Origin of the sequence: Caldimonas taiwanensis NBRC 104434 (assembly GCF_001592165.1) — a bacterium.
GTDB classification, from domain to species: domain Bacteria; phylum Pseudomonadota; class Gammaproteobacteria; order Burkholderiales; family Burkholderiaceae_C; genus Caldimonas; species Caldimonas manganoxidans.
Genome location: NZ_BCWK01000015.1, coordinates 15395 through 37425, shown reverse-complemented (window position 1 = coordinate 37425; position 22031 = coordinate 15395). Strand labels below are relative to the sequence as shown.

The 22031-nt window shown below is 67.6% G+C and carries 24 protein-coding genes; 10 read left to right on the top strand and 14 right to left on the bottom strand.

The features are described 5' to 3' along the window. Positions 1-15 precede the first annotated feature (15 nt). Positions 16-381, top strand: coding sequence for a DMT family protein (locus tag CTA01S_RS12440; RefSeq protein ID WP_019560118.1), 366 nt, complete (start codon positions 16-18; stop codon positions 379-381). A 9-nt stretch (positions 382-390) separates the two neighbouring features. Here the strand turns inward: CTA01S_RS12440 and CTA01S_RS12435 are convergent, their stop codons facing one another. After that, positions 391-870 (bottom strand): TM2 domain-containing protein, encoded by a 480-nt coding sequence (locus tag CTA01S_RS12435; RefSeq protein ID WP_062195985.1) that lies wholly within the window; start codon positions 868-870, stop codon positions 391-393. A gap of 259 nt (positions 871-1129) precedes the next feature. Here CTA01S_RS12435 and rpsP point away from each other — a divergent pair, with 259 nt between their 5' ends. The 7 genes from rpsP (at position 1130) to CTA01S_RS12400 (ending at position 6046) form a co-directional block, all read left to right on the top strand. Beyond that, positions 1130-1378: a 30S ribosomal protein S16 gene (gene rpsP, locus CTA01S_RS12430; RefSeq protein ID WP_019560116.1), complete on the top strand. Its 249-nt coding sequence runs from the start codon at positions 1130-1132 to the stop codon at positions 1376-1378. A gap of 37 nt (positions 1379-1415) precedes the next feature. Next, entirely contained in the window at positions 1416-1985 is a 570-nt protein-coding gene (gene rimM / locus CTA01S_RS12425; protein ID WP_062195982.1) for a ribosome maturation factor RimM, read from the top strand. 15 nt (positions 1986-2000) lie between these two features. Next, the gene (gene trmD / locus CTA01S_RS12420) at positions 2001-2765 is read left to right on the top strand and encodes a tRNA (guanosine(37)-N1)-methyltransferase TrmD (RefSeq protein ID WP_019560114.1); all 765 of its coding nucleotides are present in this window, start codon (positions 2001-2003) and stop codon (positions 2763-2765) included. A 100-nt stretch (positions 2766-2865) separates the two neighbouring features. After that, positions 2866-3219 (top strand): 50S ribosomal protein L19, encoded by a 354-nt coding sequence (gene rplS, locus CTA01S_RS12415; protein ID WP_019560113.1) that lies wholly within the window; start codon positions 2866-2868, stop codon positions 3217-3219. A 92-nt stretch (positions 3220-3311) separates the two neighbouring features. Beyond that, on the top strand, positions 3312-3989 hold the full coding sequence (locus CTA01S_RS12410; RefSeq protein WP_019560112.1) for a CoA pyrophosphatase: 678 nt from the start codon (positions 3312-3314) through the stop codon (positions 3987-3989). Between the two features lie 30 nt (positions 3990-4019). After that, positions 4020-5009: a CobD/CbiB family protein gene (locus CTA01S_RS12405; protein WP_026330046.1), complete on the top strand. Its 990-nt coding sequence runs from the start codon at positions 4020-4022 to the stop codon at positions 5007-5009. Positions 5010-5101: 92 nt separating this feature from the next. After that, the gene (locus CTA01S_RS12400; protein ID WP_019560110.1) at positions 5102-6046 is read left to right on the top strand and encodes a CysB family HTH-type transcriptional regulator; all 945 of its coding nucleotides are present in this window, start codon (positions 5102-5104) and stop codon (positions 6044-6046) included. Position 6047: 1 nt separating this feature from the next. Here CTA01S_RS12400 and cysW read toward each other — a convergent pair whose 3' ends face one another. From cysW to CTA01S_RS12370, 6 genes are all read right to left on the bottom strand, one after another. Then, positions 6048-6938 carry a sulfate ABC transporter permease subunit CysW gene (cysW, locus tag CTA01S_RS12395; protein ID WP_062195980.1) on the bottom strand — a complete coding sequence of 297 codons (891 nt, stop codon included), beginning with the start codon at positions 6936-6938 and terminating at the stop codon, positions 6048-6050. Between the two features lie 14 nt (positions 6939-6952). Beyond that, positions 6953-7792, bottom strand: coding sequence for a sulfate ABC transporter permease subunit CysT (cysT, locus tag CTA01S_RS12390; protein ID WP_062195978.1), 840 nt, complete (start codon positions 7790-7792; stop codon positions 6953-6955). Positions 7793-7801: 9 nt separating this feature from the next. Next, entirely contained in the window at positions 7802-8815 is a 1014-nt protein-coding gene (locus CTA01S_RS12385) for a sulfate ABC transporter substrate-binding protein (protein WP_062196037.1), read from the bottom strand. Positions 8816-8932: 117 nt separating this feature from the next. Next, positions 8933-9850, bottom strand: a complete 918-nt coding sequence (gene rsgA / locus CTA01S_RS12380; protein WP_062195976.1) for a ribosome small subunit-dependent GTPase A — start codon at positions 9848-9850, stop codon at positions 8933-8935. A 6-nt stretch (positions 9851-9856) separates the two neighbouring features. Further along, positions 9857-10180, bottom strand: coding sequence for a 4a-hydroxytetrahydrobiopterin dehydratase (locus CTA01S_RS12375; protein ID WP_019560105.1), 324 nt, complete (start codon positions 10178-10180; stop codon positions 9857-9859). Then, positions 10177-11469 (bottom strand): M48 family metallopeptidase, encoded by a 1293-nt coding sequence (locus CTA01S_RS12370; protein WP_062195973.1) that lies wholly within the window; start codon positions 11467-11469, stop codon positions 10177-10179. Before CTA01S_RS12370 ends, CTA01S_RS12375 begins: the two co-directional genes overlap by 4 nt. A 74-nt stretch (positions 11470-11543) precedes the next feature. On the opposite strand from CTA01S_RS12370, the gene orn reads away from it, so the two are divergent. Further along, positions 11544-12125, top strand: a complete 582-nt coding sequence (orn, locus tag CTA01S_RS12365) for an oligoribonuclease (RefSeq protein ID WP_019560103.1) — start codon at positions 11544-11546, stop codon at positions 12123-12125. Continuing rightward, a complete protein-coding gene (locus tag CTA01S_RS12360) occupies positions 12073-12474 on the top strand; it encodes a YkgJ family cysteine cluster protein (protein WP_310731997.1) in 402 nt (133 codons plus the stop codon). The genes orn and CTA01S_RS12360 overlap by 53 nt, the downstream gene beginning before the upstream one ends. On the opposite strand, the gene CTA01S_RS12355 is transcribed toward CTA01S_RS12360, so the two are convergent. From CTA01S_RS12355 to CTA01S_RS12325, 7 genes are all read right to left on the bottom strand, one after another. Then, entirely contained in the window at positions 12471-13838 is a 1368-nt protein-coding gene (locus CTA01S_RS12355) for a DUF3999 family protein (RefSeq protein WP_062195970.1), read from the bottom strand. The two genes, CTA01S_RS12360 and CTA01S_RS12355, sit on opposite strands and share 4 nt — an antisense overlap. 14 nt (positions 13839-13852) lie before the next feature. Next, positions 13853-16672 carry a DUF2339 domain-containing protein gene (locus CTA01S_RS12350; RefSeq protein ID WP_062195968.1) on the bottom strand — a complete coding sequence of 940 codons (2820 nt, stop codon included), beginning with the start codon at positions 16670-16672 and terminating at the stop codon, positions 13853-13855. A 131-nt stretch (positions 16673-16803) separates the two neighbouring features. After that, positions 16804-18318: a tripartite tricarboxylate transporter permease gene (locus tag CTA01S_RS12345; protein ID WP_019560099.1), complete on the bottom strand. Its 1515-nt coding sequence runs from the start codon at positions 18316-18318 to the stop codon at positions 16804-16806. A 1-nt stretch (position 18319) separates the two neighbouring features. Continuing rightward, a complete protein-coding gene (locus CTA01S_RS12340) occupies positions 18320-18763 on the bottom strand; it encodes a tripartite tricarboxylate transporter TctB family protein (RefSeq protein WP_062195966.1) in 444 nt (147 codons plus the stop codon). 94 nt (positions 18764-18857) lie between these two features. Then, a complete protein-coding gene (locus CTA01S_RS12335; protein ID WP_062195964.1) occupies positions 18858-19844 on the bottom strand; it encodes a Bug family tripartite tricarboxylate transporter substrate binding protein in 987 nt (328 codons plus the stop codon). A gap of 60 nt (positions 19845-19904) precedes the next feature. Then, on the bottom strand, positions 19905-21281 hold the full coding sequence (locus tag CTA01S_RS12330) for a sensor histidine kinase (protein WP_062196034.1): 1377 nt from the start codon (positions 21279-21281) through the stop codon (positions 19905-19907). A 62-nt stretch (positions 21282-21343) separates the two neighbouring features. Beyond that, positions 21344-22018, bottom strand: a complete 675-nt coding sequence (locus CTA01S_RS12325) for a response regulator (protein WP_019560095.1) — start codon at positions 22016-22018, stop codon at positions 21344-21346. Positions 22019-22031: the final 13 nt, after the last annotated feature.

The window sequence follows — 22031 nt, the reverse complement described above, 5'->3', positions numbered from 1 at the left end:
AAAAGAAGGATTGCCATGAACGGTGCGCACGCGTGGACGGTGTCGCTGCAGACCATGGGCCTGCTGACGATTGCCAATGTGTTCATGACTTTTGCCTGGTACGCCCACCTGAAGGACCTGGCGGCCAAGCCCTGGTACATCGCTGCCGTGGCGAGCTGGGGCATCGCGTTGTTCGAATACCTCTTGCAAGTGCCAGCCAACCGCATTGGCTACAGCAGCGGTGTGTTCACGCTGCCGCAGCTCAAGATCATGCAAGAGGTCATCACGCTCACGGTCTTCGTGCCGTTTGCCATGCTCTACATGAAAGTGCCCTTCAAGTGGGACTTCGTCTGGGCGGGGCTGTGCCTGGTGGCCGCCGTCTACTTCATCTTCCGGTCCTGAGGGAGGCGTTCACTGGCTGATTTGCCGCGCGGCTTCGACTTGCAGTTCGAAGTAGTGCTGGAAACCGAAGGCCAGCGTGGCCATCAGCACGGCCGCGCCGATCATCAGCGCCGCGATCACGCCGATGACCACGGCCCAGCCGCTGCGGTGCTCGGGGCCATGCGGATTGAAGCGGGCATTCCACTGGTCGTCCGGGGTCAGCCCGTACAGGATGGCCATCAGCATCGCCTGCGAGACCATCAAGCCCAGCAGCGGGATCAGCAGCCACGACAGGCGATCGTCCTGACCGAAGGTCAGCATGCGCTGCACACCGAACACCCCGAGCGTCGTCGGCACGGGGTGCAGCCAGCCGAGCCAGTCCCGCCATCCGTGCAGGTACAAACGGTGCAGCCCCAGGGAGCCCGCCAGCAGCGCGATCCAGGTGGCCAGGGTCTTGGATTTGTAGGGCCCGGCTGGGGCCAGGGCCGCAGATTCGGGAGGCGTCGTCATGGGGCGCCACTGTACCGCGGACAGGGGCCAGGGCGCGCGCTGCCTTGGGGTGTCCGGCAAGGGGGGCGCCCAAGGCTCGACCGCCTCGGGTCGATCTGGCTATAATTTCGGGTTCCCGACGCTGGCCTAGCCGGGTGGCAGGCGTATCTACGGCGTTGGGGCGGAACATTTACCTACGTTAGGCCGTGTGCACCTTCCGACTGCCCTGAGTGTCTCCAGTGGCCAGGGAATCCGCGCAGGCCGGGTACAAGGACTCAGCATGGTCGTGATTCGTCTTGCCCGTGGCGGCTCCAAGAAGCGCCCCTTCTACAACATCGTGGCGGCCGATGCCCGCAACCGCCGCGACGGCCGGTTCCTCGAGCGCGTGGGCTTTTACAACCCCGTGGCTTCCGGGGCTGCCGAGGCCCTGCGCGTGGCGCATGATCGGGTGGAGTATTGGGTCAGCCATGGCGCCCAGGTCTCGCCCACGGTGGCCCGCCTGATCAAGCAAGCCAAGGCGGCCGCCTGAGCCGCTTGCGGCTGCACAGTCTGCTGCCGCCTGCCCCATGAGTGCCGTGGCCAATGATGATCTGGCATGGCCCTCGGATGCCGTGGAAGTCGGCCGTGTGCTCGATGCCTGGGGGGTCAAAGGCTGGATCAAGGTGTTGCCGTATTCGGCCGATCCGCAGGCCTTGTTCTCTTCCAGGCGCTGGTTCATCGAACCGCCCCAAGGGCCACGTCCGGCGGCGCGGCCGATGCCTCGCTCGTTGCGCATCACCGCGGTGCGTGAGCATGGCGATGCGGTCGTGGCCCAAGCTCGTGAGCTGCCGGACCGCAATGCCGCTGAAGTGCTCAAAGGCGCGCGCATCTTCGTTTCTCGCGCGAGCTTTCCCACGGCCGGCGAGGGAGAGTACTACTGGGTCGATCTCATCGGGCTGGCGGTCGTCAACCGCCAGGGGCAGACCCTGGGCCGCGTGGTCGACTTGATGGACACCGGGGCCCACAGCATCTTGAGGGTGGTGGACGACTCCACCGATGCGCCGACCGAGCGGCTGATCCCCTTCGTGGCGGTGTATGTCGATCAGGTCGATACCGCGGCTGGCCGCATTCTCGTCGACTGGGGCTTGGATTACTGAAGCGCCCGCCCGTCCATGCGCTTCGACGTCATCACGCTGTTTCCGGATCTCTTCCCGCCGTTTCTGACCCAGGGCGTGACCCGCCGCGCCTATGAATCCGGCCAGGTGGATGTGCACCTGTGGCCGCTGCGCGACTTCGCCGAGGACGCCTATCGCCGCGTGGATGACCGCGCCTATGGCGGCGGGCCGGGCATGGTGATGCTGGTGGAGCCCTTGCAGCGGGCGCTGACGGCCGTGCAGCAGCGTCGCAGCGCGCAGGCAGCGCCCCGTGCGCCGGTGGTGTGGTTTTCGCCGGCGGGTCGGCGCATCGATCAGGCGCTGTTGCGCCAGTGGGCGCATGGGCCGGGCGCCATCTTGGTGTGTGGTCGCTACGAGGGCGTGGATCAGCGGTTCATCGACCGTCATGTGGATCTGGAGCTCAGCCTGGGCGACTTCGTGCTGTCCGGCGGCGAGATCGCGGCGCTGGCCCTGCTCGATGGGGTGGCCCGGCTCCAACCCGGGGTGCTGAACGATCCGGCCTCCCATGAGCAAGACAGCTTCAGCGACGGGCTGCTCGATTGCCCGCATTACAGCCGCCCCGAAGTGCTGCACACGCCCGAGGGGCCGCTGGCCGTGCCCGAGGTGTTGCGATCGGGCCATCATGCTCGCATCGCCCAGTGGCGGCGTCAGCAGTCGCTGCGTCTGACGGCCGAGCGCCGCCCCGACCTGATCGCCGCGGCCCGCGCCGCCGGGCGCCTCAGCCCCGAGGACGAGCGCTATTTGGCCTCTCTGGGGCTATAATCACGGGTTTTGGTGATCCTCTGCCGGGCCGGCCCCTTCGATCCAATCGGGGCCTTTACACCGATGAACAACCCCCCCGCGCACGATCCTTGGAGTGACCATGAACCTCATCCAGACGCTCGAGCAAGAAGAGATTGCTCGCCTGAACAAGACCATCCCAGAGTTTGCCCCCGGTGACACCGTGGTGGTCAATGTCAATGTGGTCGAAGGCAACCGCAAGCGCGTGCAGGCGTACGAAGGTGTCGTGATTGCCAAGCGCAACCGCGGCTTGAATTCGAGCTTCATCGTGCGCAAGATCTCCAGCGGGGAGGGCGTGGAGCGCACCTTCCAGCTCTACAGCCCGTTGATCGCCTCGATCGAAGTCAAGCGCCGCGGTGATGTGCGCCGCGCCAAGCTGTACTACCTGCGTCAACGCAGCGGCAAGTCGGCCCGGATCAAAGAGAAGCTGTCCTGATCTGGATCAACGGGTGGCCCCCCAAAGCCCCCTCTGGCAAGCCGCCTGCGCGCATGGTCGCCCAGGCGGCTTTTCCATGATGGCGTCCTCCCATGGCCTTCATTCGTGATCCGCAGGCGTTTCCGGTGGTGGGCGTCGATGCGCACTTGCCCCCGGTGGCCGAGGCCTGTCTGACGCCGCAAGCCCTGCGCGAGCGCTTTGCGCGTCCGCCCGTGTGGACGCCCGAGGTGTTGGTCGAGCGGCGCTTGGTCGCCCGAGAGCCGGCCCACGCGGCCGTGCTGGTGCCCTTGGTGCAGCGCCCGCAAGGCCTGACCGTGCTGCTGACGCAGCGCACCGAGCACTTGAGCGACCATCCCGGGCAGATCAGCTTTCCTGGCGGACGCTGCGAACCCACGGACCGGGATGCAGCCGAGACGGCCTTGCGCGAGGCCGAGGAGGAGGTGGGGCTGGATCGTCGGCATGTGGAGGTCATCGGCCAGTTGCCGGTGTACAAAACGGTCACTGCCTTTTCGGTGACGCCGGTGGTGGCGCTGGTGCAGCCTGTCTTCGAGCTGCGGGTGGACCCCAGCGAAGTGGCCGAAGTGTTCGAGGTGCCACTGGCCTTTCTGATGAGCCCGGCCCACCACCAGCGCCATGCGGTGGAGTTCGCCGGCGAGCGGCGGGAGTTCTTCTCGATGCCCTGGCAGCCGCCCGGCCGCGACCGCCCCTACTTCATTTGGGGCGCCACCGCGGCGATGCTGCGCAACTTCTATCGCTTTCTCGCAGCGTAGCGGCAGTGGGTGGCCGCTATCATGCCGGCCATGAGTTTCTTTTCCGTCCTGCTGGCGCTGCTGCTGGAGCAATTGAAACCGCTGCGCGGCGGCAATCTGATCCATGACACGTTGGTCGGCTGGGTCCATTGGGCCGGCCGCAATTTCGACGCCGGCCGGCCGGTGCATGCCTGGGTGGTGTGGTGCATCACGGTGATCGTGCCTGCGCTGCTGGCCTTTGGGATCTATCTGTCGATGGCCCGGCACAGTTTGCTCGTCGCGCTGGCCTGGAACGTGGTCGTGCTGTATCTGACGCTGGGCTTCCGGCAGTTCAGCCATTACTTCACCGACATCCGTGATGCGCTGGAACGCGGCGACGAGCTGCGTGCCCGCCAGCTGTTCGCCCAGTGGCGCCACATGGACACGAGCGAGCTGCCGCATGCCGAGCTGCTGCGGCACGTGATCGAGCATTCGCTGCTGGCCGCTCATCGCCATGTGTTCGGCGTGTTTTTCTGGTTCATCGTGTTGGCCGCCGTGGGGCTGGGGCCGGCCGGAGCGGTGCTGTACCGCATGGCCGAGTTTTCGAGCCGCTACTGGGCCTACCGCAGCCATACCGTGGGCGTGCCCACCAATCCCAGCTTGATGGCCTTGGCGCAGCGCTTGTTCGATGGGATGGACCATCTGCCGGCGCGGCTGACGGCCTTCGGTTTTGCCGTGGTAGGCAACTTCGAGGATGCCATCGACAGCTGGCGCCGTCATGCCGGGCTGTGGCAGCACACCAGCGACGGCATCATCCTGGCGGCCGCCGCCGGTGCCGTGGGTGTGCGTTTGGGGGGCAGCAGCGCTCCGGGTCTGAGCGTCGATCGCAGCAAGACCTTCGAGGCCGGGGCCCCTGTGGGTGCCACCGAGGCCGAGGGCGACACCGGCGGCCAGCCGCCCGCGCTGGGCCATCTGCGTAGCATCGTCGGCCTGGTGTGGCGCTCGGTGGTCTTGTGGATGTTGTTGCTGGCCTTGTTGACCTTGGCCAACCTGATCGGCTGAGCTGCGGATCACCGGCTTTATGAGGTTTTTGAAGCAATAAACAACTTTTTATTCGTTGTAGCGCAGGTTCGGCTGGCCTCAGCATCTGGGCCATGAACTTTCAGCAATTGCGCTCGGTACGGGAGGCGGCGCGTCGGGGCTTCAACCTGACGGACGTCGCCCAGGCGCTGCACACCTCACAGCCCGGGGTCAGCCGGCAGATCCGCGAACTGGAGGAGGAGTTGGGGCTGCAGATCTTCGTGCGTGCTGGCAAGCGGCTGACAGGGCTCACCCCGGCCGGGCGGCAGGTGCTGCCCATCATCGAGCGCATGCTGCAGGATGCGGACAACCTGCGCCGCGCGGCAGAGGACTTCGTGCAGCAGTCGCGAGGCCGGTTGTCGATTGCAGCCACGCATTCTCAGGCGCGTTACGCACTGCCGCCGGCGGTCAGCGAGTTCCGTCGGCACTTCCCCGAGGTCATGCTCCATCTGCATCAGGGCTCGCCGCGGCAAGTGGCCGAGATGCTGTTGTCGGGCGAGGCCGACATCGGCATTGCCACCGAGGCGTTGGCACTCTACGAGGATTTGGTGGCCCTGCCGTGCTACCGCTGGACGCACTGCCTGCTCGTGCCTCCGGGTCACGAGCTGCTGGAGGGGGGGCCGCTGACGCTGGAGCGCATCGCAGGCTATCCCATCGTGACCTATGACGAGGGCTACACCGGCCGCTCTCACATCGACGAGGCGTTCGCGCGTGCCGGCCTGACACCCAATATCGTGCTGACCGCGATGGATGCCGACGTCATCAAGACCTATGTCGAGCTCGGACTGGGGTTGGGCATCGTGGCCTCCATCGCCTATGACGAAGAGCGCGACCGGCAGTTGCGGGCCATCGATGCGCGCCATCTGTTCGCGATGAACATGACCAAGCTGGCCATCCGTCGCGGCACTTTTCTGCGCGGCTATGTGTATGCCTTCATCGAATCGTTCGCCCCCACGCTCTCCCGCGCTGTGGTCGAGCAAGCGATGGCCGCCGCGCCGGGGGCGAGCTTCGAGATCTGAGTCAGCGGCCGTCTTGCGCCAGGGTCTTCTGGCCCTTGACCCGCTGCTCGACCAGGTACTTCAGCACCAGCGTCACCAGGGCCAGCATCGCCAGCAGCGAGGCCACGGCAAACGCGGCGGCGAACTGGTACTCGTTGTAGAGGATCTCGATGTGCAGCGGCATCGTGTTGGTCTCGCCGCGGATGTGGCCGGACACCACCGAGACCGCTCCGAACTCGCCAAAGGCCCGCGCATTGCACAGGATCACGCCGTACAGCAGCGCCCACTTCACATTGGGCAGGGTCACGCGCCAGAAGATCTGCCCGCCGGAAGCCCCGAGCACGCGGGCGGCTTCTTCCTGTTCCTGGCCCTGCGCCTGCATCAGCGGGATGAGCTCGCGCGCAACGAAGGGGAAGGTCACGAAGACCGTGGCCAGCACGATGCCGGGCACGGCGAAGATCACCTTCAGGTCGTGCTCGCGCAGCCACTCGCCGAACCAGCCTTGCAGACCGAACACCAGCACATAGATCAGGCCCGCGATCACCGGCGACACCGAAAACGGCAGGTCGATGAGCGTGAGCAGCACGTTCTTGCCGCGGAAGTCGAACTTCGCGATGGCCCAGGCGGCGGCCACGCCGAACACCAGGTTCAGCGGCACGGCGATCGCAGCGGTGAGCAGCGTCAGCCGGATGGCCGCACGCGCATCGGGCTCGACCACGGCGGCCGCGGCCACCTCCCAGCCTTTGCGCAAGGCCTCGACGAAGACGGTGACCAGCGGGATGAAGAGGAACAGCGTGAGAAAGCCCAGCGCCACGCCGATCAGCGTCCAGCGCACCCAGGGCGCTTCCTCGGTCGCGCGCCGATGGGTCTTGGGGGTCGAAGCGACCGGGGGGTGCAGGGCAATGGCCGACATACGTGGGGTCTCCTTCAGCTCGCCTGGCCCTGGCGGCGACGCGCCCAGGCCTGCAGCAGGTTGATGCTGAGCAGCAGCACGAAGGCGGCCACCAGCATCACCACGGCGATCGCGGTGGCGCCGGCATAGTCGTACTGCTCGAGCTTGGTGACGATGAGCAGGGGAGTGATCTCCGAGAGCATCGGCATGTTGCCGGCGATGAAGATCACCGAGCCGTACTCGCCCAGAGCGCGCGCAAACGCCAGCGCAAAGCCGGTGAGCAGCGCCGGTGCCACGATGGGCAGGATCACGCGTGAAAAGGTCTGCCAGCGGTTCGCGCCGAGTGTGGCGGCCGCCTCCTCCAGTTCCTGGTGCAGGTCTTCCAGCACCGGCTGCACGGTGCGCACCACGAAGGGCAGGCCGATGAAGGTGAGCGCCACGAACACGCCCAGCGGGGTGAAGGCCACCTGGAAGGGCAGCCACTGGCCGATCCAGCCGGTGTGCGCGTAGAGCGCCGTGAGCGCGATGCCCGCCACCGCGGTGGGCAGGGCAAAGGGCAGGTCCACCAGGGCATCGACCACGCGCTTGCCGGGCAAGGGGTAGCGCACCAGGACCCAGGCGACGATGAAGCCGAATACCGCGTTGACCAGCGCGGCAGCCAGCGAGGCGCCGAAGCTGAGCCGGTAGGAGGCCAGCACGCGCGGGCTGCCGACGGCCTCCCAGAAGGCGTCCCAGGTGAGCGTGAAGGTCTTGAGGAAGGCCGCCGACAGCGGGATGAGCACCACCAGGCTCAGGTAGAGCAGGGTGACGCCCAGCGCCAGGTCGAAACCGGGCAGCACGCTGTGGCGCTTGAGCAGCAGGCGCGAGAAGACCATGGTGACGGCTCAGCGGCGCGTGAAGATCTGGTCGAAGACGCCCCCATCGTTGAAGTGGGTGGCCTGGGCCTTGGTCCAGCCGCCGAAGACCTCGTCAATGGTGAAGAGCGAGACTTTCGCGAACTGCGAGGCGTATTTCTTCGCGACCGCCGGATCGACAGGACGGTAGTAGTGGCGCCCGGCGATGTCCTGGCCCTGTGGCGAGTAGAGGAATTCGAGGTAGGCGGTGGCCACTTCGCGGGTGCCCTTGCGGTCGACCACCTTGTCCACCACGGTCACCGGCGGCTCGGCCAGGATGCTGACCGAGGGGACGACGAGGTCGAACTTGTTCGGCCCCAGCTCCTTGACCGCCAGAAAGGCTTCGTTCTCCCAGGAAAGCAGCACGTCACCGATGCCGCGTTCGGTGAAGGTGGTCAGCGCGCCGCGGGCGCCGGAGTCGAGCACGGGGACGTTCTTGTACAAGGCGGTGACGAACTCGCGCGCCTTGGCCTCGTTGCCGCCGGGCTTCTTCAAGGCGTAGCCCCAGGCGGCCAGATAGTTCCAGCGTGCGCCGCCGGAGGTCTTGGGGTTGGGGGTGACGACGGTGATGCCGGGCTTGACGAGGTCATCCCAGTCCCGAATGCCCTTGGGGTTGCCCTTGCGCACCAGGAAGACGATGGTGGAGGTGTAGGGCGAGCTGTTGTGAGGCAGGCGTTTTTGCCAGTCGGCCGGGATGAGTTGAGCCTTGGCATGCAGCTCGTCGATGTCATAGGCCAGCGCCAGGGTCACGACGTCGGCATCCAGCCCGTCGATGACCGAGCGGGCCTGACGGCCCGAGCCGCCATGGGACTGGCGTACCGTCACGGTGTGGCCGGTCTTGGCCTTCCAGTGGGCGGCGAAGGCCTTGTTGAACTCGGCGTAGAACTCGCGCGTGGGGTCGTAGGAGACGTTGAGCAGGGCCAGGTCCTTGGCGAATGCCGCGGGCATGGCGCCGGCCAAGGCCAGCCCGGCGGCGAACAGGCGAAGACGGTGGAGCAGGTGCATGGAGAATCCTCGATCGAAAGCCATTGGACAATGGCCCCGATGCTAGGAACTCGCCCCTGCAGAGGGAACGAAGCAATGCGACGATGGATATGCGGCCAACGAGGATGGGCCGCAGGACTACCAGCGCGGCTGGCTCAGTTCCTCGTAAATCTCGGTGTAGATCCGGTAGCGGTTCTCAGTGATGTGCCCGGCTTGCACGGCCGCCCGCACGGCGCAGCCGGGTTCGTGGCGATGGGTGCAGTTGTAGAAGCGGCAGCCGGCCACGTGCTCGCGCAGGTCGGGCATGTAGGCCGGCAGTTGGGCGGCATCGAGGTGACGCAGGCCAAATTCCTGGAAACCGGGCGAGTCGATGAGCGCGCTTTGGCGACCTTCGTCCAGCCAGTACCACTGGGTGTGGGTGGTGGTGTGGCGGCCGGAGTTGAGTGCCCGCGAGATCTCGCCCACCTGAGCCTGGGCTTGCGGCACCATCAGGTTGATGAGCGTGCTTTTGCCCGTGCCGGAGGGCCCCATCACGAAGCTGGTGCGACCCTGCAGTTGCGGACCGAGCAGGGCGCGCGCCTCGTCGGGGCGGGCCTGGAGCGACAGTTCCAACACCGGGTAGCCCATCGCGCGGTAGGGGGCCAGGCGTTCACGAGCGGCTCCTGTGTGGGGCAGGTCGGTCTTGTTGAGCACGATGAGCGCCGGGATGCCGGCATGCTCGGCGGCGATCAGCGAGCGGCTGAGCTGGGACTCGCTGAAGACCGGCTCGCTGGCCACCAGCAGCAGCACCTGGTCGAGGTTGGCCGCGAAGGACTTGGTTTTCCATTCGTCCTGCCGGTACAGCAGGTTGCGGCGCGGCTCCAGCCCCTCGATCACGCCTTGGTCGCCAGTGTTGGACAGCGCGGCCTGCCAGCGCACGCGGTCGCCGACCACATAGTCGCTCTTCTTGCCGCGCGGGTGGCAGGTCAGGCGTCTGCCTTCCGGGGTTTCGATGACATAGTGGCGGCCATGGCTGGCCACCACGAGTCCCAGATCGAGTTCGGCGTGTTGAACCAAGGCGGATCAGGCGAGCAAGGCGTCGGCCTTGGCTGCGCAGATGAAGTCGTTGATCGAAATGCCGCCGACGGAGTGGGTGTTGAAGCGTACCTGGCAGCTGTTGTACTTGACCAGCAAGTCGGGATGATGGTCCTCGGTGTGGGCGATCCAGGCCAGTGCGTTCACGAAGGCCAGGGTCTCATGGTAGTTCTTGAAGCCGTAAGTCTTCTCGATGGCGCCGTCTTTGAGCGTCCAGCCTTCGGCCTGACGCAAATAGGCCTGGATCTCGCTGTCACTCATGGCCTGGCCGCCCTCCAGGGGCTTGCATTTTTGGGTCAGCAGTGGGTTCATGGTGTCGAAGCGGTGAGGTTTCGGGTCAGGGCCCGCAGGGCCGCCAGGCGTTGCGCCGCCGGCGGGTGAGAATAGTAAAAGCGCACGTACCAGGGGTCTGGCGTCAGCGTCGAGGCATTGTCCTCGTAGAGCTTGAGCAGCGCACGGGACAGATCCTGCCCGCTGGCCTGGGCACACGCATAGGCATCGGCCTCGTACTCGTGGCGGCGCGAGACGGCGGCCATCCATGGCAAGAGGAAGGTGCCGACCACGGGAGCCACCATCATGAACAAGAGCAGGGCCAGCGCATCATTGGGGGCAGCCAGATTGGGCTGCACGCCCAGGCCGGTGTAGAACCAAGCCTGGCCCGACAGCCAACCCAGCAACGCAAAGCCCAGCAGGCTCAGGCCAAACAGGCCCACCATGCGCTTGAGCACATGGCGGCGCTTGAAGTGGCCCAGTTCGTGCGCCAGCACGGCTTCCACCTCGCCGGGCGAGAGCTTGTTCAGCAGGGTGTCGAAGAACACCACACGCTTGGCGGCGCCAAAGCCGGTGAAATACGCATTGGCGTGGGCGCTGCGCTTGGAGCCGTCCATCACGTACAGGCCCTTGGCGGCAAAGCCGCAGCGCGCCATCAGGCCTTCGACGCGCTGGCGCAAGCCCTCGTCGGCCAGCGGCTCGAAGGTGTTGAACAGCGGGGCGATGAGCGTCGGATAGAGCACCAGCATCAGCAGGTTGAAGCCCACCCAGACGGCCCAGGCCCAGAGCCACGAACTGGGCCCGGCCGCGCCCATCAGCCACAGCACCAGGGCGGCCAGCGGCAGGCCGATCAGGGCGCCGACCAAGGCGGCCTTGACCAAGTCGGCCAGGAACAAGCCCGCGCTCATGCGGTTGAAGCCGAAGCGTTGCTCGATGCGGAAGGTGGCCCAGGCATCGAAGGGCAGGTCCAGCAGCCAGCCGATCACGGCCACCGCGGCCAGCAGGGTCAGTTGGTAGGCGAGGTCGCCCCAGACTGGCTGCACCGCATCGCGCACCATGACGTTGAGCGCATCCAGGCCGCCCAGCAGCGTCCAGCCCAGCAGCACCGCCGCCGCGAAGGCATCGGACAGGAGGCTGAAGCGGGTTTTGGCGATGGTGTAGTCGGCTGCGCGGCGATGGGCTTCGAGGGGGATGGTGGCTTCGAAGCCGGCCGGGACGCGCTCGCGATGGCGCGCCACGTGCCGGATCTGCCGGGACGCGAGCCAGACCTTCACCACCAAGTGAGCGATGAGGACGGCAGCAAAAAGCAGGGCCAGCGTGTCGGATTGCATGGGGCCACAGTGTAGGACGCCGGCAAGACCTTGGCTGAATCACCGAAAATCGCGGCCCAACACGAGGAGCTTTTATGAATGACACCGCCTGCGCTGCCGACACCGTGGCCCTGGCCCACAGCGACACCAATCTGGTCTGGATCGACCTGGAGATGACCGGCTTGTCACCCGAGCGTGATCGCATCATCGAAGTGGCGGTGGTCGTCACGGACGCACAGCTGCAACTGCGCGTGGAAGGCCCGGTCTACGCGATTCACCAGAGCGACGAGGTGCTCGATGCGATGGATGCTTGGAACAAGGGCACCCATGGCCGCTCGGGCCTGATCGACCGGGTCAAGGCGTCGTCGGTGGATGAACGGCAGGCCCAGCATGACGTGATCGAGTTCCTGAAGCGCTATGTGCCGAAGAACACCTCGCCCATGTGCGGCAACTCGATCTGCCAAGACCGCCGCTTCTTGGCCAAGCACATGCCTGAATTGGAAGCGTTTTTCCACTACCGCAACCTGGACGTCAGCACCTTGAAGGAGCTGGCGCGACGTTGGAAGCCCGAAGTGCTGGCAGGCTTCAAGAAAGCCCAGAAGCACACCGCGCTGGCCGACATCCATGAGTCCATCGATGAGCTGCGCTACTACCGGGAGCACTTGCTCAAGGTCTGAGCCTGCTTCGACGCAGGCATCCCCATGCCTGACATGTGGGGCATGCTGCGCGACGTTTCGTGTGTCGTTTTATTGGGCCGAGGCCGATGAGCATCCCGGCGGGACGGTGCCCTCGGCCTTGACCACGGCGGTGGCTCCGATGCGCCTGGCCATGCGTGGCACCGACCGGGCCACGCCGCGCTGCGTGGCCTTGGACGGCGAGATCGGCCGCTCGGTGGCCTGCCGCATCTACGCGCTCAGACCCTCGCCGTGCCGGGAGTTCAACTGGCATGGCGAGCAGGGCGAACCGAACGAGCGCTGCAACCGCGCGCGTCAGCGCCACGGCCTGCCGCCGCTGCCGCCGCCCTAGGGCGACCGGATGTCGCGCGACAGACGCCGGGCCAGCAGCGCCAGCACGATCACGGCCAGGGCCAGCACGGCCCACAGCGCCCAGCGTCGCCAGTCGGCCGCGCTGGCCTGGGCGAGTCGCGCACGCCAGCCCTGGGCAGGGGCGGGTGCGAGGGTCACCGGGCCGGCCACGGCCTGGGGCAGGCGGTACTCTTGGCCGGCTTCGTAATGGGGCAGGAGCTGCGGCAGCGTCAGCGTCGGGGCCACGGGCCCACCGGCCACCAGCCGGAAGGGCGGCTCGCCGCGTGCCGCAAAGACCAGCTGCGGTGGGGTCCAGACGGCAAGGGCCTCCAGGGCGCCGTTGCCCAGTGCCGGGCTGCGCTCTTCCAGGCGCAATCGCCAGTGGCGCGCGGCAGGGGCGGTCCAGCGCACGGGGGGCGATCGCCATTCTTGGCCGTCGCGGTCCAGCCGGAAGGCCGTGAAGCGGGCCACCGGCTGCCAGGCCGCCTCGTCGCGATCGCGTTGTTCGAGCACCAGGCGGGCGACGCTGTTGCGCTGCGGCAGCTCCAGTCGCAGCTCTCGCAGAGGCACGGCACCACCGAGGTCGAGCGACCAGGCGCGCGGCGGACTCGTGCCGGCCTCGGGCTCGAAATGCAGCGGCGTGGTCGCGCTGGCCGCGCTGGCCTCGCGGGTGCGCCACAGGGCTTGCACCCCGGTCAGCCGGGCGGCGGGCTGCAGGCTCAGGCGCAGGTAGCGCAGGGCTGAGGCGGCCGCCGGCCACTCGATGCGGCGCTGCACCAGACGTTCGCCCGAGGCGGCGCCCACCCCCGGCACGTCGAGCAAGGCCGCTTCGGTGACGGTGTGCCATTGCCGCAGGTCGGCGCTGGATTCCACGCCAACGCGCAGGTGGCTGCCTTCGCCGGGCGTCTCCCAGGCCAGTTCGAGTGCGGCGAGCCACTCGGCGCTGCGATGGATGTCCGGGCCGAGGTCGAGCAGCCAGCGCGCGGAGGCGCTGCCTCGGGGGGCGAGCGCGGACGGGCCTTGGATGCGCACGATGGCTCCCTGGGCATCGACCTGCACCTGCACCGCGGTCTGGTCGCGGCCGGCGGTGCCGGGGTCGGGCCATGCGAAGCGGGGCAGTGGGGCGCTGCGTTCGCGTTCCAGCTCGGGCGGCGGCAGGGCCCAGGCCTGGGGCACGACCTCGCCCTGGGCGTTGAGCACCTGCAGGTCGGACCAGTCCGCGCGGCGGGAGGCGCGCAGCAGCTCCAGCGGGATTTCCACCCGCTGCAGGCCTTCGCCGGCCGTCAGTTGCAGGGGCGCTTGGGCCGTGGGCGTGGCCGATGCCACCACCGCCCACAGCCCCGCGGCGGCAGCCGCCCCAACCATGCGTCGCCACCGAGTCATTGGCGGACCTCCCGAACCGAGGCTGCCGGTGGCAGCGGGGACACATAGCCGATCACCAGCATCAGCAGGCCCACGCCGAGGAAGGTGACGATACGGCGCAGCGTGTCGAGGCTGGCGAGATCGACGAAGAAGAGCTTGAGCACGACCACGGCCAACAGGCCGGCGCCGGCCAGCCACAAAGGGCGCGCCACCGCGGGGCCGGCTTTGCGGGTGGCCCAGAGCATGGCCGTCAGCGCCATCAGCGTCCACAAGATGGTCAACGCCATCTGCACGATGTCACTATACAGCGCGCCGTCCAGCCACATCGGCGTGTCGCTCCAATGGTGCAGGCTGCGTACCAGCATGGTGTTGATCCAGGCGAACACGACCGCAGCCGTCACGCCGACCACGGGCCGCTGCCACCACGGGGGCAGCGGGCCGGCGCCGCGCCACAGGCGCCAGGCATACAGCAGCCCCAGCGCATGACCGAGGTCCACCGGGTTGAGCAGGGGGAGGTTGGGCAGTGGCGCCATGTCCGCCGCATGGGTCAGGTTGACCCATGCGCTCCACAGCACCAGCAGCAACAGCCAAGGTGCATGCAGCCCGCGCAGCCACAGGGCAGCCGGTCCGGTGCGGTTCCACAGCACCCAGGCCAGGACCGTGGGCCCCACGATGGGGGCTACCGCGGTCCAGGCCAGGTGCGGGCCGATTTGCATGGAGGCCAGGGCGTGCAGCAGTATTGCGCCTTGCAGCATCGCAAACCAAGCCAGCCACAGACGCTCGGCGAATGTGGCGCGGCCCAGTCCATGGGCGTCGTGCAGGCGGCGCAACAGCCACACACCCACGGCCAGCACGCCGGCCGTGGCCAGCCAGCCGCCCTGATGGATGACATGCTCCCAGGGATACCAGGCGTTGAAGATCCAGCCGGCCACGCCGCCCATGGCCACCAGCGAGGCCCCCGCCCACAGCAGCCGGGCTGGGAGGCGCAGCGCCGGCCAAGCCAGGCGTCGATGGGCCAGTTCGAGTCCAACAGCCGTGGCCAGCCACAGCAGCACGAGTTGCGTGTCCGGGTTGGGCCATGCCCAGTAGGCCTCTTGCACCTCCGACCACAGGCCCGTCAGACACTGCAGCAGGCCCAGCGCCAGCAGGCCCCAGTGCACCGCTTGCCACAGCCCGGCCGGCGGGGTGCGGTTCCACACGGGCAGCGCGGTCTCGTCCGACGCTGGCGCGGGGGCATGGCGGTGTAGCAGCCAGGCGGACACCAGGGCCGATCCGCCCAACATCAGCGTGGACAGCCAGAATGCGTTGGCGAATACAGGGGCCTCGTACGGGCGCACGGAGAAGTCCCAGAACCAGGCTGCGGCCACCAGTTGCAGCAGCAGACCCAGGCCCGTGGCCCACCAGCGCCGCTGGCGCAGGCCGAGCCAGACGATGCCAGCGCCTTGTACGGCCCAGGCGGCGCTGGTCCATGATCCACCCAGTGCCAGCGGGGTGACCAGCAGCAGGAACACCACCCCGAGCGCGAACAGCCCCTCGATGAGCAGCAACAGCCGGCCGCCGCTGCGCTGCCACAGCCAGCGGCCCAGCACCAGGTACACGCCCGAAAGCACGGCGGCCGAGACGGCCAGGCCATAGGGCCAGTGGCTCACGAGACCGGCCTGCAGCCCGAAGGCGACGAGGGGCAGGCCAAAGAGCAGGCCCCCGTCGACCACTGGCAAGCCGCGCGGGGCGTCTTCACGCAGGAGTTGGCGGCTGTACTGCACGCAGATGTACAGGTAAAGCGCGAAATGCGCGATCAGGAAGGGTTCGGTGGTGGCGAAATGCTCGGGCCGCCACGAGCGCCAGCCCCACAGGCTGGCGATGCTGAAGGTGAACACGAAGCCCACCAGGTTGAGCAGCTTCCAGGCCTGGCGCGAGGCGATCCAGGCGATGGCCAGGTTGAGCACCAGGTAATAGCTGAAAAGCGCCACATGGCTGCCCTGCCCGGTGGAGGCCACGACCGGTGCGAGGAAGCCACCGGCAAAGCCCAGCACGGCCAGCGGCAACGCTCGTTGCACGACGGCCATCACCGCCCCGGTGGCCGACAGGGCGAGCAGCAGGGCAAAGGCCAGGCCGGCTGGTACCACACCATAGAGCCGGAAGGCCGCGAAGATGGTGAGATAGAGCACGCCGATGCCCGCTCCCTGCAGGCTCTGACCGTACCCGCGGCGGCGTTCGCGCAGGCGCCAGCCGATGACGGACAACCCCAACCCGCCCAGGGCGACTGCAGCCAGGCGCAGTTCGATGGGCAGCAAGGCATGCTCGGCCGCATAGCGCAGCAAGAAGGCCACGCCGAAGAACAGGTTCAGCACGCCCACGCGCACGATGGTGTTGCCGCCGCGCAGCCAGGCCAAGGCGGTCTGGCCGAGCGAGGTGGTGACGGCCACACTGCGTTCATCGGACGCGGCGGGCAAGGTCCGTGCGGCCGGTGCTTGGGCCGCCGGTGCAGGCGATGACGCGGGCGGCACCTGGGCGGCCCCATCTTTGACCCCATCTTTGACACGGGCCTCTGCGGCGGCCGCAGGAGCGGCCAGGGCTCGTGGGACGGAGGGCGCTGGATGGGGAGCCGGTGGTGTCTCGGAGGGGCGTGGGGGCTTGGCCATGGCGGGCACGGCGCCCGCAGCGGGGGCAGGCTGGGGCTGCTGGAGTTGCTGCTCCAGGGTGCGCACGCGGCGGTGCAGTTGCGCCAGCAGCATCCCGGTCAAGCCCCCCAGGGCCGCCAGGCCGAGGTCGCTGCCCAGGGTCTCGGCCAGGAGCCAAGCGGCCACCACGCCGAACAAGCACCCGATCCACATCATCGGTTCCTCCCTTTGCGTTGCATGTTCTGTGGGCGCCTGCATTGTAGGGAGGGCGGGTGCCAACGCAGGGGGCGCCTGCACCCCATGACAGGGGGGCCGCCGGACGACTCCGGCGGCGCCAGGGCTCGGCCTCAGGCGCGTTGCACCCGCAGCGCGCGGCGTTGGCGCAGCAGCGGTGGGATCACCAGCACGGCGGCGGCCAGCACCCACAGCGAGACGGCCACCGGGCTGGACCACAGGATGTGCAGCTCGCCATTGGTGATGGACAGCGCGCGGCGCAGGTTTTGCTCCATCAAATTGCCCAACACCACGCCCAACACCATCGGTGCCATGGGCAGGCTCATCTTGCGCAAGGCATAGCCGATCACGCCGATGCCCACCATCATCAGCAGGTCGAAGGTGCTGGAACTGAGCGCGTACACGCCGATGAAGCTCACGGCCAGGATGCCGGGCACCAGCAGCCAGCCGGGAATGGACAGCATCGAGGCAAACACGCGCACCATCGGCACGTTCATCACGAACAGCATCACGTTGGCGATGAACAGCGAGGCGATCAAGCCCCACACCAGTGCGGGTTGGGCATCGAAGAGCACCGGACCGGGGGTGATGTTGTAGAGCGTCAGCGCCCCCATCATCACCGCCGTCGTGCCCGAGCCGGGCACGCCCAGCGTGAGCATGGGAATGAAGGAGCCCGTGGCCGCGCTGTTGTTGGCCGCCTCGGGGGCGGCCAGTCCGCGCAAATCGCCCTGGCCGAACTTGGCCTGCGGATCCTTGCCTTCGTGCAGGCGCTTCTCGTTGGCATAGGCCACGGCCGAGGCCACGCTGGCGCCAGCGCCGGGCAGCACGCCGATGCCAAAGCCCAGCAAGGAAGCGCGGATCGTGGACCACCAGGTCAGGCGCAGCTCCTTCAGGTTGAACAGCTTGCGCTCCCCAGGGGGGACTTCGACTTTGTGGCCTGCCAGCAGGTTTTCCAGCATCTGCAGCATCTCGGCGATGGCGAACAGGCCAATCACCACCACCACGAAGTCGATGCCATCGGCCAGCTCCGGCAGGTCGAAGGTGTAGCGGTACACCCCGGAGTTGGCATCCACGCCGACGGTGGAGATGGCCAGACCGATGGCGGCAGCCAACAAGCCTTTGACCGGTTTGTCGCCCAGCAGGCTGCTCAAGGCGCAAAAGGCAAAGACCATCAGGACGAAATACTCTGCCGGACCGAAGGCCAAGGCCCATTGGGCCACCAGGGGCGCGAAGGCCGCCACGCCCAGGATGGCCACGGTCGAGCCGATGAACGAGGCCCAGGCCGACAGCGACAAGGCCACGCTGGCCAGGCCTTGCCGGGCCAGCGGGTAGCCGTCCAGGGTGGTCATCACCGCGGCGGCCTCGCCAGGCACGTTGATCAGGATGGAGGTGATGCGCCCACCGTATTCGGCGCCCACGTAGACGGCCGCCAACAGGATGAGGGCGGTTTCCGGCGGCAAATTCATCGCAAAGGCGATCGGCACCAGCATGGCCACGCCGTTGATCGGCCCCAGGCCGGGCAACACGCCCACGACCGTGCCCAGAAAAGCCCCGATGGCCGCCACCAGCAGGTTCAGCGGAGAAAAGGCCACGCCAAAGCCCAGCCCCAGATGTTGCAGGATGTCCATGTCAGCCCCCGAAGCTCAAGAGTCCCGTGGGCAAGACCACGTCGAAGACCTTGTCGAACAGCAAGTACAGCCCCAGCCCCAGGCCCACGCCGCCGATGGCGCATTGGTGCCAGCGGCCACCGAAGAGGCGGCCGACGAAGACGGCCATCAAGACGGTGGACACGATGAAGCCCAGGCTCACGAAGACCGCTGCATAGCCGGCCACCAGCGCCGCCATCGTGGCAATGCGCGCGTTGGCCCCGCGCGGGTTGGGCTCGGCGCGCTCGCGCCCGCGCACCAGCAGCCACAGCCCGCACAGGGCCATGACGGCTGCCAGCAGCAGCGGAAACGCGCGCGGGCCCACGGGTTCATACGAAAATGGGGCTTCCAGGCCCCAGCCCTGCCAGGTCAGCAAGGCGGCCAGCAGCAGGGCAAAGACGCCCAGCACGCGGTCGTTGAGCATCATGGGAACACTCCAGGAAGTCGGCAGACGAACCCCGTGGCCAGGCTCGCGGCCGGCGCACCGGGGTCGGGGGTGGGATTGGGCGGTCGGGACGGGGTTACTTGGCCAAGCCGAAGTCCTTGACCAGTTCGGCGTAGGCGCGGGTGCGTTCTTTGACGAAACGGTCCAGCTCGGGGCCCGCCATGTCGAACGGGAACAAGCCGCGCTGTTGCTGCAAGGCGGCGTAGCCGGGCGCGCTCATGGCCTTTTTGAAGGCATCGACCCACCATTGGTAGTCGGCATCCGACACCTTGGGGCCGACATAAAAGCCGCGGATGATGGGCCAATCGATCTCGAAGCCTTGCTCCATCGCGGTGGGCACGGCCGCCAAGCGGCCGGGCAGGCGCTTCTTGCTGTAGACGGCCAGCACCCGCACCGGGGCCCCACCCTCCAAGGCTTGGGCGGCTTCCGACGCATCGCCCATTTGCACCTGGATGTGGCCGCCGCGCAGCGCGGTGAGCACCTCGCCGCCGCCTTCGAAGGCCACATACCGCATGCGCTTGTAGTCCACGCCGGCGGCCTTGGCCGTCAGCGCGGCTTTCATCCAGTCTTGGCTGCCGACCGAGCCGCCACCGCCCAGCACGATCTTGCTCGGGTCTTCTTTGAGCGCGGCCATCAGGCCCTTGAGGTCCTTGTAGGGCGAGTCTTCGCGCACCATGGCCACGCCATAGTCGGCACCCACGGCGGCCAGCCAGCGCACGTCGTCCACGGTGTACTTGCCAAACTTGCCTTGCGCCAGGTTCAGCAGCGAGCCGCCGGAGAAGGCGACGATGGTGCCGGCTTCGGCCGGTCGCTGGGTGATGATGTTGTTGTAGGCCACGGCGCCGACGCCGCCGGGCATGTAGGAGATGCGCAGCGGGGTTTTGAGTGCGCCGCTGTCGGCCAGCGCGGTTTGGGCCAAGCGGCAGGTCAGGTCGAAGCCGCCGCCGGGCTGGGCCGGGGCCACGCATTCGGGGCGGGCGGGTTCGGCCTGCGCGAGGGTGCCAATACTCAACACGGTGGTGGCCAGCCAGGCCGCTGCGGTCGATCGAAAGCGGGAGGTCATGGTCTGTCTCCTGAGGGTCATGAAGTAGCGGCCGACAGGGCCGCGGCGAACAGACCAAGGCTAAGAAGTCGCAGCTTTCGGAAGGCTTTCAGCCGCAGGACCAGGACCTAGGGGAAACACCAGGCTGGCGCGCAAGCCCGGTGGGGGGTCGCAGGATTCCAGTCGCAGGTGGGCGCCGTGCACCTGGGCGATGGTGTGCACGATGGCCAGGCCCAGCCCGGCGCCGGTGTGCTGTTTGCCTGCCTGCCCACGCCGAAAGCGCACCCCGGCGCGCTCGATGTCTTGCGCGCTCATGCCGGGGCCTTGGTCTTCCACCTGCAGCACGGCATGGCGCGCGTCCTGGAGCACATGCAGGGTCACGGCACGGCCAGCGGGTGTGTAGCGGATGGCGTTGTCCACCAGGTTGATCAGCGCTTCGCGCAGCAGCCACTCGCTGCCGCCGACGACCACGGGCGTTTGGGGGGCTTCCACGCCAAAGTCGAGTCGCTTGGCGCGTGCGTGGGGCACGAGCTGACGCGCGACGCCTTGCGCCAGCGCCACCAGATCCACCGGCTCCATGGCCAGCCCGCCTTCGGCCAGCGAGGCTTCGCGGGCGCGCGCCAAGGCCAGCATCTGGTTGGCCATGCGCACGGCGCGGTCCAGGCCTTCATGCATGGCCTGCAAGGCGCGGCGCACCTCGGCCGGGTCGGTCTCGCGCAGCGCAAAGTCCACCTGGGTGCGCAGCACGCTCAAAGGGGTGCGCAACTGATGCGAGGCATCGTCGAGGAACTGGCGCTGGGTGCGCGCCATGTCGGCATAGCGAGCCATGTGCCGATTCACCGCCGCCACCAAGGGGCGCACTTCCGAGGGCAGGTCTGCGTCGTCGATGGGGCGCAGGTCATCGGCCGGTCGGGCTTCGAGTTCACGTTGCAGGCGTGTCAGCGGCCGCAGCGTCATCACGATGCCGCTGATCAACAGCACCATGCTCATGGCGATGCCCAACAGATCGCGCTCGATCGAGCGGCGCAACACGTGGTGCAAAAACACCTCTCGCGTGCCCAGGCTTTCGGCCACTTGCACGATGATGCGGGTGTGGGGGTTGTTCGGCAGCGGGGGCGAGGCCAGACGGGCCATCGCGGCCACCCGCACCGGCGTGTCTTCGTGCATGGCGTAATAAAAACGCGGCTCGCCCGTGATCAAGGGCTCACGCGGCAGCGGCAAGAACGGACTGCCGATTTCGGCCAGGCCGTCTTCGGTCGAGACGCGGAAGTACACCCGCGCGTCGGTGGTCAGCTCGAAGAACTCCAGCAGCAAAAACGGCTGCTCCACGGCCAAGCCGCCGCTGGCGGTGGACACATTGAGGTCGATGGCGCGCAACGCGCCGGCCAGCGCCCGATCGTAGGCGGCATCCACCTGGTCGCGCAGCCATTGGTTGGAGAACCACAAGCTGGCCCCCATGATGAACGCCAAGCCGGGCACCAGCCACCACAACAGGGCCGATTTGAGACTGCGAACGCGTTTCACGGTGCATCGGCTTCCAGGCAATAGCCCAGGCCGCGCAAGGTGACGATGTGCACGCCCGTGCCGGCCAGCTTTTTGCGCAAGCGGTGGACATAGACCTCGATGGCTTCCAGGTTCACATCGGCCTCGTCGGCGAAGACGCGATCGAGGATGTGCTGCTTGCTCAAAGGCTCGCCACTTTTTTGGATCAGGGCGCGCAAGACGGCATGCTCGCGCGGAGACAGCGGCAGCACCTCTGCGCCCACCGTGAAGCGTTGCGAGGCGGCGTCGAAGTGCAGCGGCCCACAGGCCAGACGCGGATGCTCCTTGCCGCGGGCTCGCCGCACCAGGGCCAGCAGCCGGGCTTCGAGTTCTTCGACCATGAAGGGCTTGGGCAAGAAATCGTCGGCGCCTTCGTGCAAGGTGCCCACCCGCTCGGCCAGCGAGTCGCGCGCGGTGAGCACCAGCACCGGGGTGCGGTCGTCGCGCTCACGCATGCGGGCGATCACCCCGCGGCCGTCCAGTCCGGGCAGCCCCAGGTCGAGCACCACGGCGTCGAAGCTCTCGGTGGACAAGCGGCGGTCGGCCAGCACGCCGTCATGCGCCCAATCGACGACGATGCCGGCATGCTGGGCCAGCGTCTTGGCCAACCAGCGGGCCAGTTCGGGCTCGTCTTCCACCAGCAGGATGCGCATGGGTCTGTGTCTC

Coding starts and splice junctions, on each gene's coding strand:
- CTA01S_RS12440 (WP_019560118.1), top strand. CDS start 16: ATGAACGGTGCGCACGCGTGGACGGTGTCGCTGCAGACCATGGGCCTG.
- CTA01S_RS12435 (WP_062195985.1), bottom strand. CDS start 870: ATGACGACGCCTCCCGAATCTGCGGCCCTGGCCCCAGCCGGGCCCTAC.
- rpsP (WP_019560116.1), top strand. CDS start 1,130: ATGGTCGTGATTCGTCTTGCCCGTGGCGGCTCCAAGAAGCGCCCCTTC.
- rimM (WP_062195982.1), top strand. CDS start 1,416: ATGAGTGCCGTGGCCAATGATGATCTGGCATGGCCCTCGGATGCCGTG.
- trmD (WP_019560114.1), top strand. CDS start 2,001: ATGCGCTTCGACGTCATCACGCTGTTTCCGGATCTCTTCCCGCCGTTT.
- rplS (WP_019560113.1), top strand. CDS start 2,866: ATGAACCTCATCCAGACGCTCGAGCAAGAAGAGATTGCTCGCCTGAAC.
- CTA01S_RS12410 (WP_019560112.1), top strand. CDS start 3,312: ATGGCCTTCATTCGTGATCCGCAGGCGTTTCCGGTGGTGGGCGTCGAT.
- CTA01S_RS12405 (WP_026330046.1), top strand. CDS start 4,020: ATGAGTTTCTTTTCCGTCCTGCTGGCGCTGCTGCTGGAGCAATTGAAA.
- CTA01S_RS12400 (WP_019560110.1), top strand. CDS start 5,102: ATGAACTTTCAGCAATTGCGCTCGGTACGGGAGGCGGCGCGTCGGGGC.
- cysW (WP_062195980.1), bottom strand. CDS start 6,938: ATGTCGGCCATTGCCCTGCACCCCCCGGTCGCTTCGACCCCCAAGACC.
- cysT (WP_062195978.1), bottom strand. CDS start 7,792: ATGGTCTTCTCGCGCCTGCTGCTCAAGCGCCACAGCGTGCTGCCCGGT.
- CTA01S_RS12385 (WP_062196037.1), bottom strand. CDS start 8,815: ATGCACCTGCTCCACCGTCTTCGCCTGTTCGCCGCCGGGCTGGCCTTG.
- CTA01S_RS12375 (WP_019560105.1), bottom strand. CDS start 10,180: ATGAACCCACTGCTGACCCAAAAATGCAAGCCCCTGGAGGGCGGCCAG.
- CTA01S_RS12370 (WP_062195973.1), bottom strand. CDS start 11,469: ATGCAATCCGACACGCTGGCCCTGCTTTTTGCTGCCGTCCTCATCGCT.
- orn (WP_019560103.1), top strand. CDS start 11,544: ATGAATGACACCGCCTGCGCTGCCGACACCGTGGCCCTGGCCCACAGC.
- CTA01S_RS12360 (WP_310731997.1), top strand. CDS start 12,073: ATGAGTCCATCGATGAGCTGCGCTACTACCGGGAGCACTTGCTCAAGG.
- CTA01S_RS12355 (WP_062195970.1), bottom strand. CDS start 13,838: ATGGTTGGGGCGGCTGCCGCCGCGGGGCTGTGGGCGGTGGTGGCATCG.
- CTA01S_RS12350 (WP_062195968.1), bottom strand. CDS start 16,672: ATGATGTGGATCGGGTGCTTGTTCGGCGTGGTGGCCGCTTGGCTCCTG.
- CTA01S_RS12345 (WP_019560099.1), bottom strand. CDS start 18,318: ATGGACATCCTGCAACATCTGGGGCTGGGCTTTGGCGTGGCCTTTTCT.
- CTA01S_RS12340 (WP_062195966.1), bottom strand. CDS start 18,763: ATGATGCTCAACGACCGCGTGCTGGGCGTCTTTGCCCTGCTGCTGGCC.
- CTA01S_RS12335 (WP_062195964.1), bottom strand. CDS start 19,844: ATGACCTCCCGCTTTCGATCGACCGCAGCGGCCTGGCTGGCCACCACC.
- CTA01S_RS12330 (WP_062196034.1), bottom strand. CDS start 21,281: ATGGGGGCCAGCTTGTGGTTCTCCAACCAATGGCTGCGCGACCAGGTG.
- CTA01S_RS12325 (WP_019560095.1), bottom strand. CDS start 22,018: ATGCGCATCCTGCTGGTGGAAGACGAGCCCGAACTGGCCCGCTGGTTG.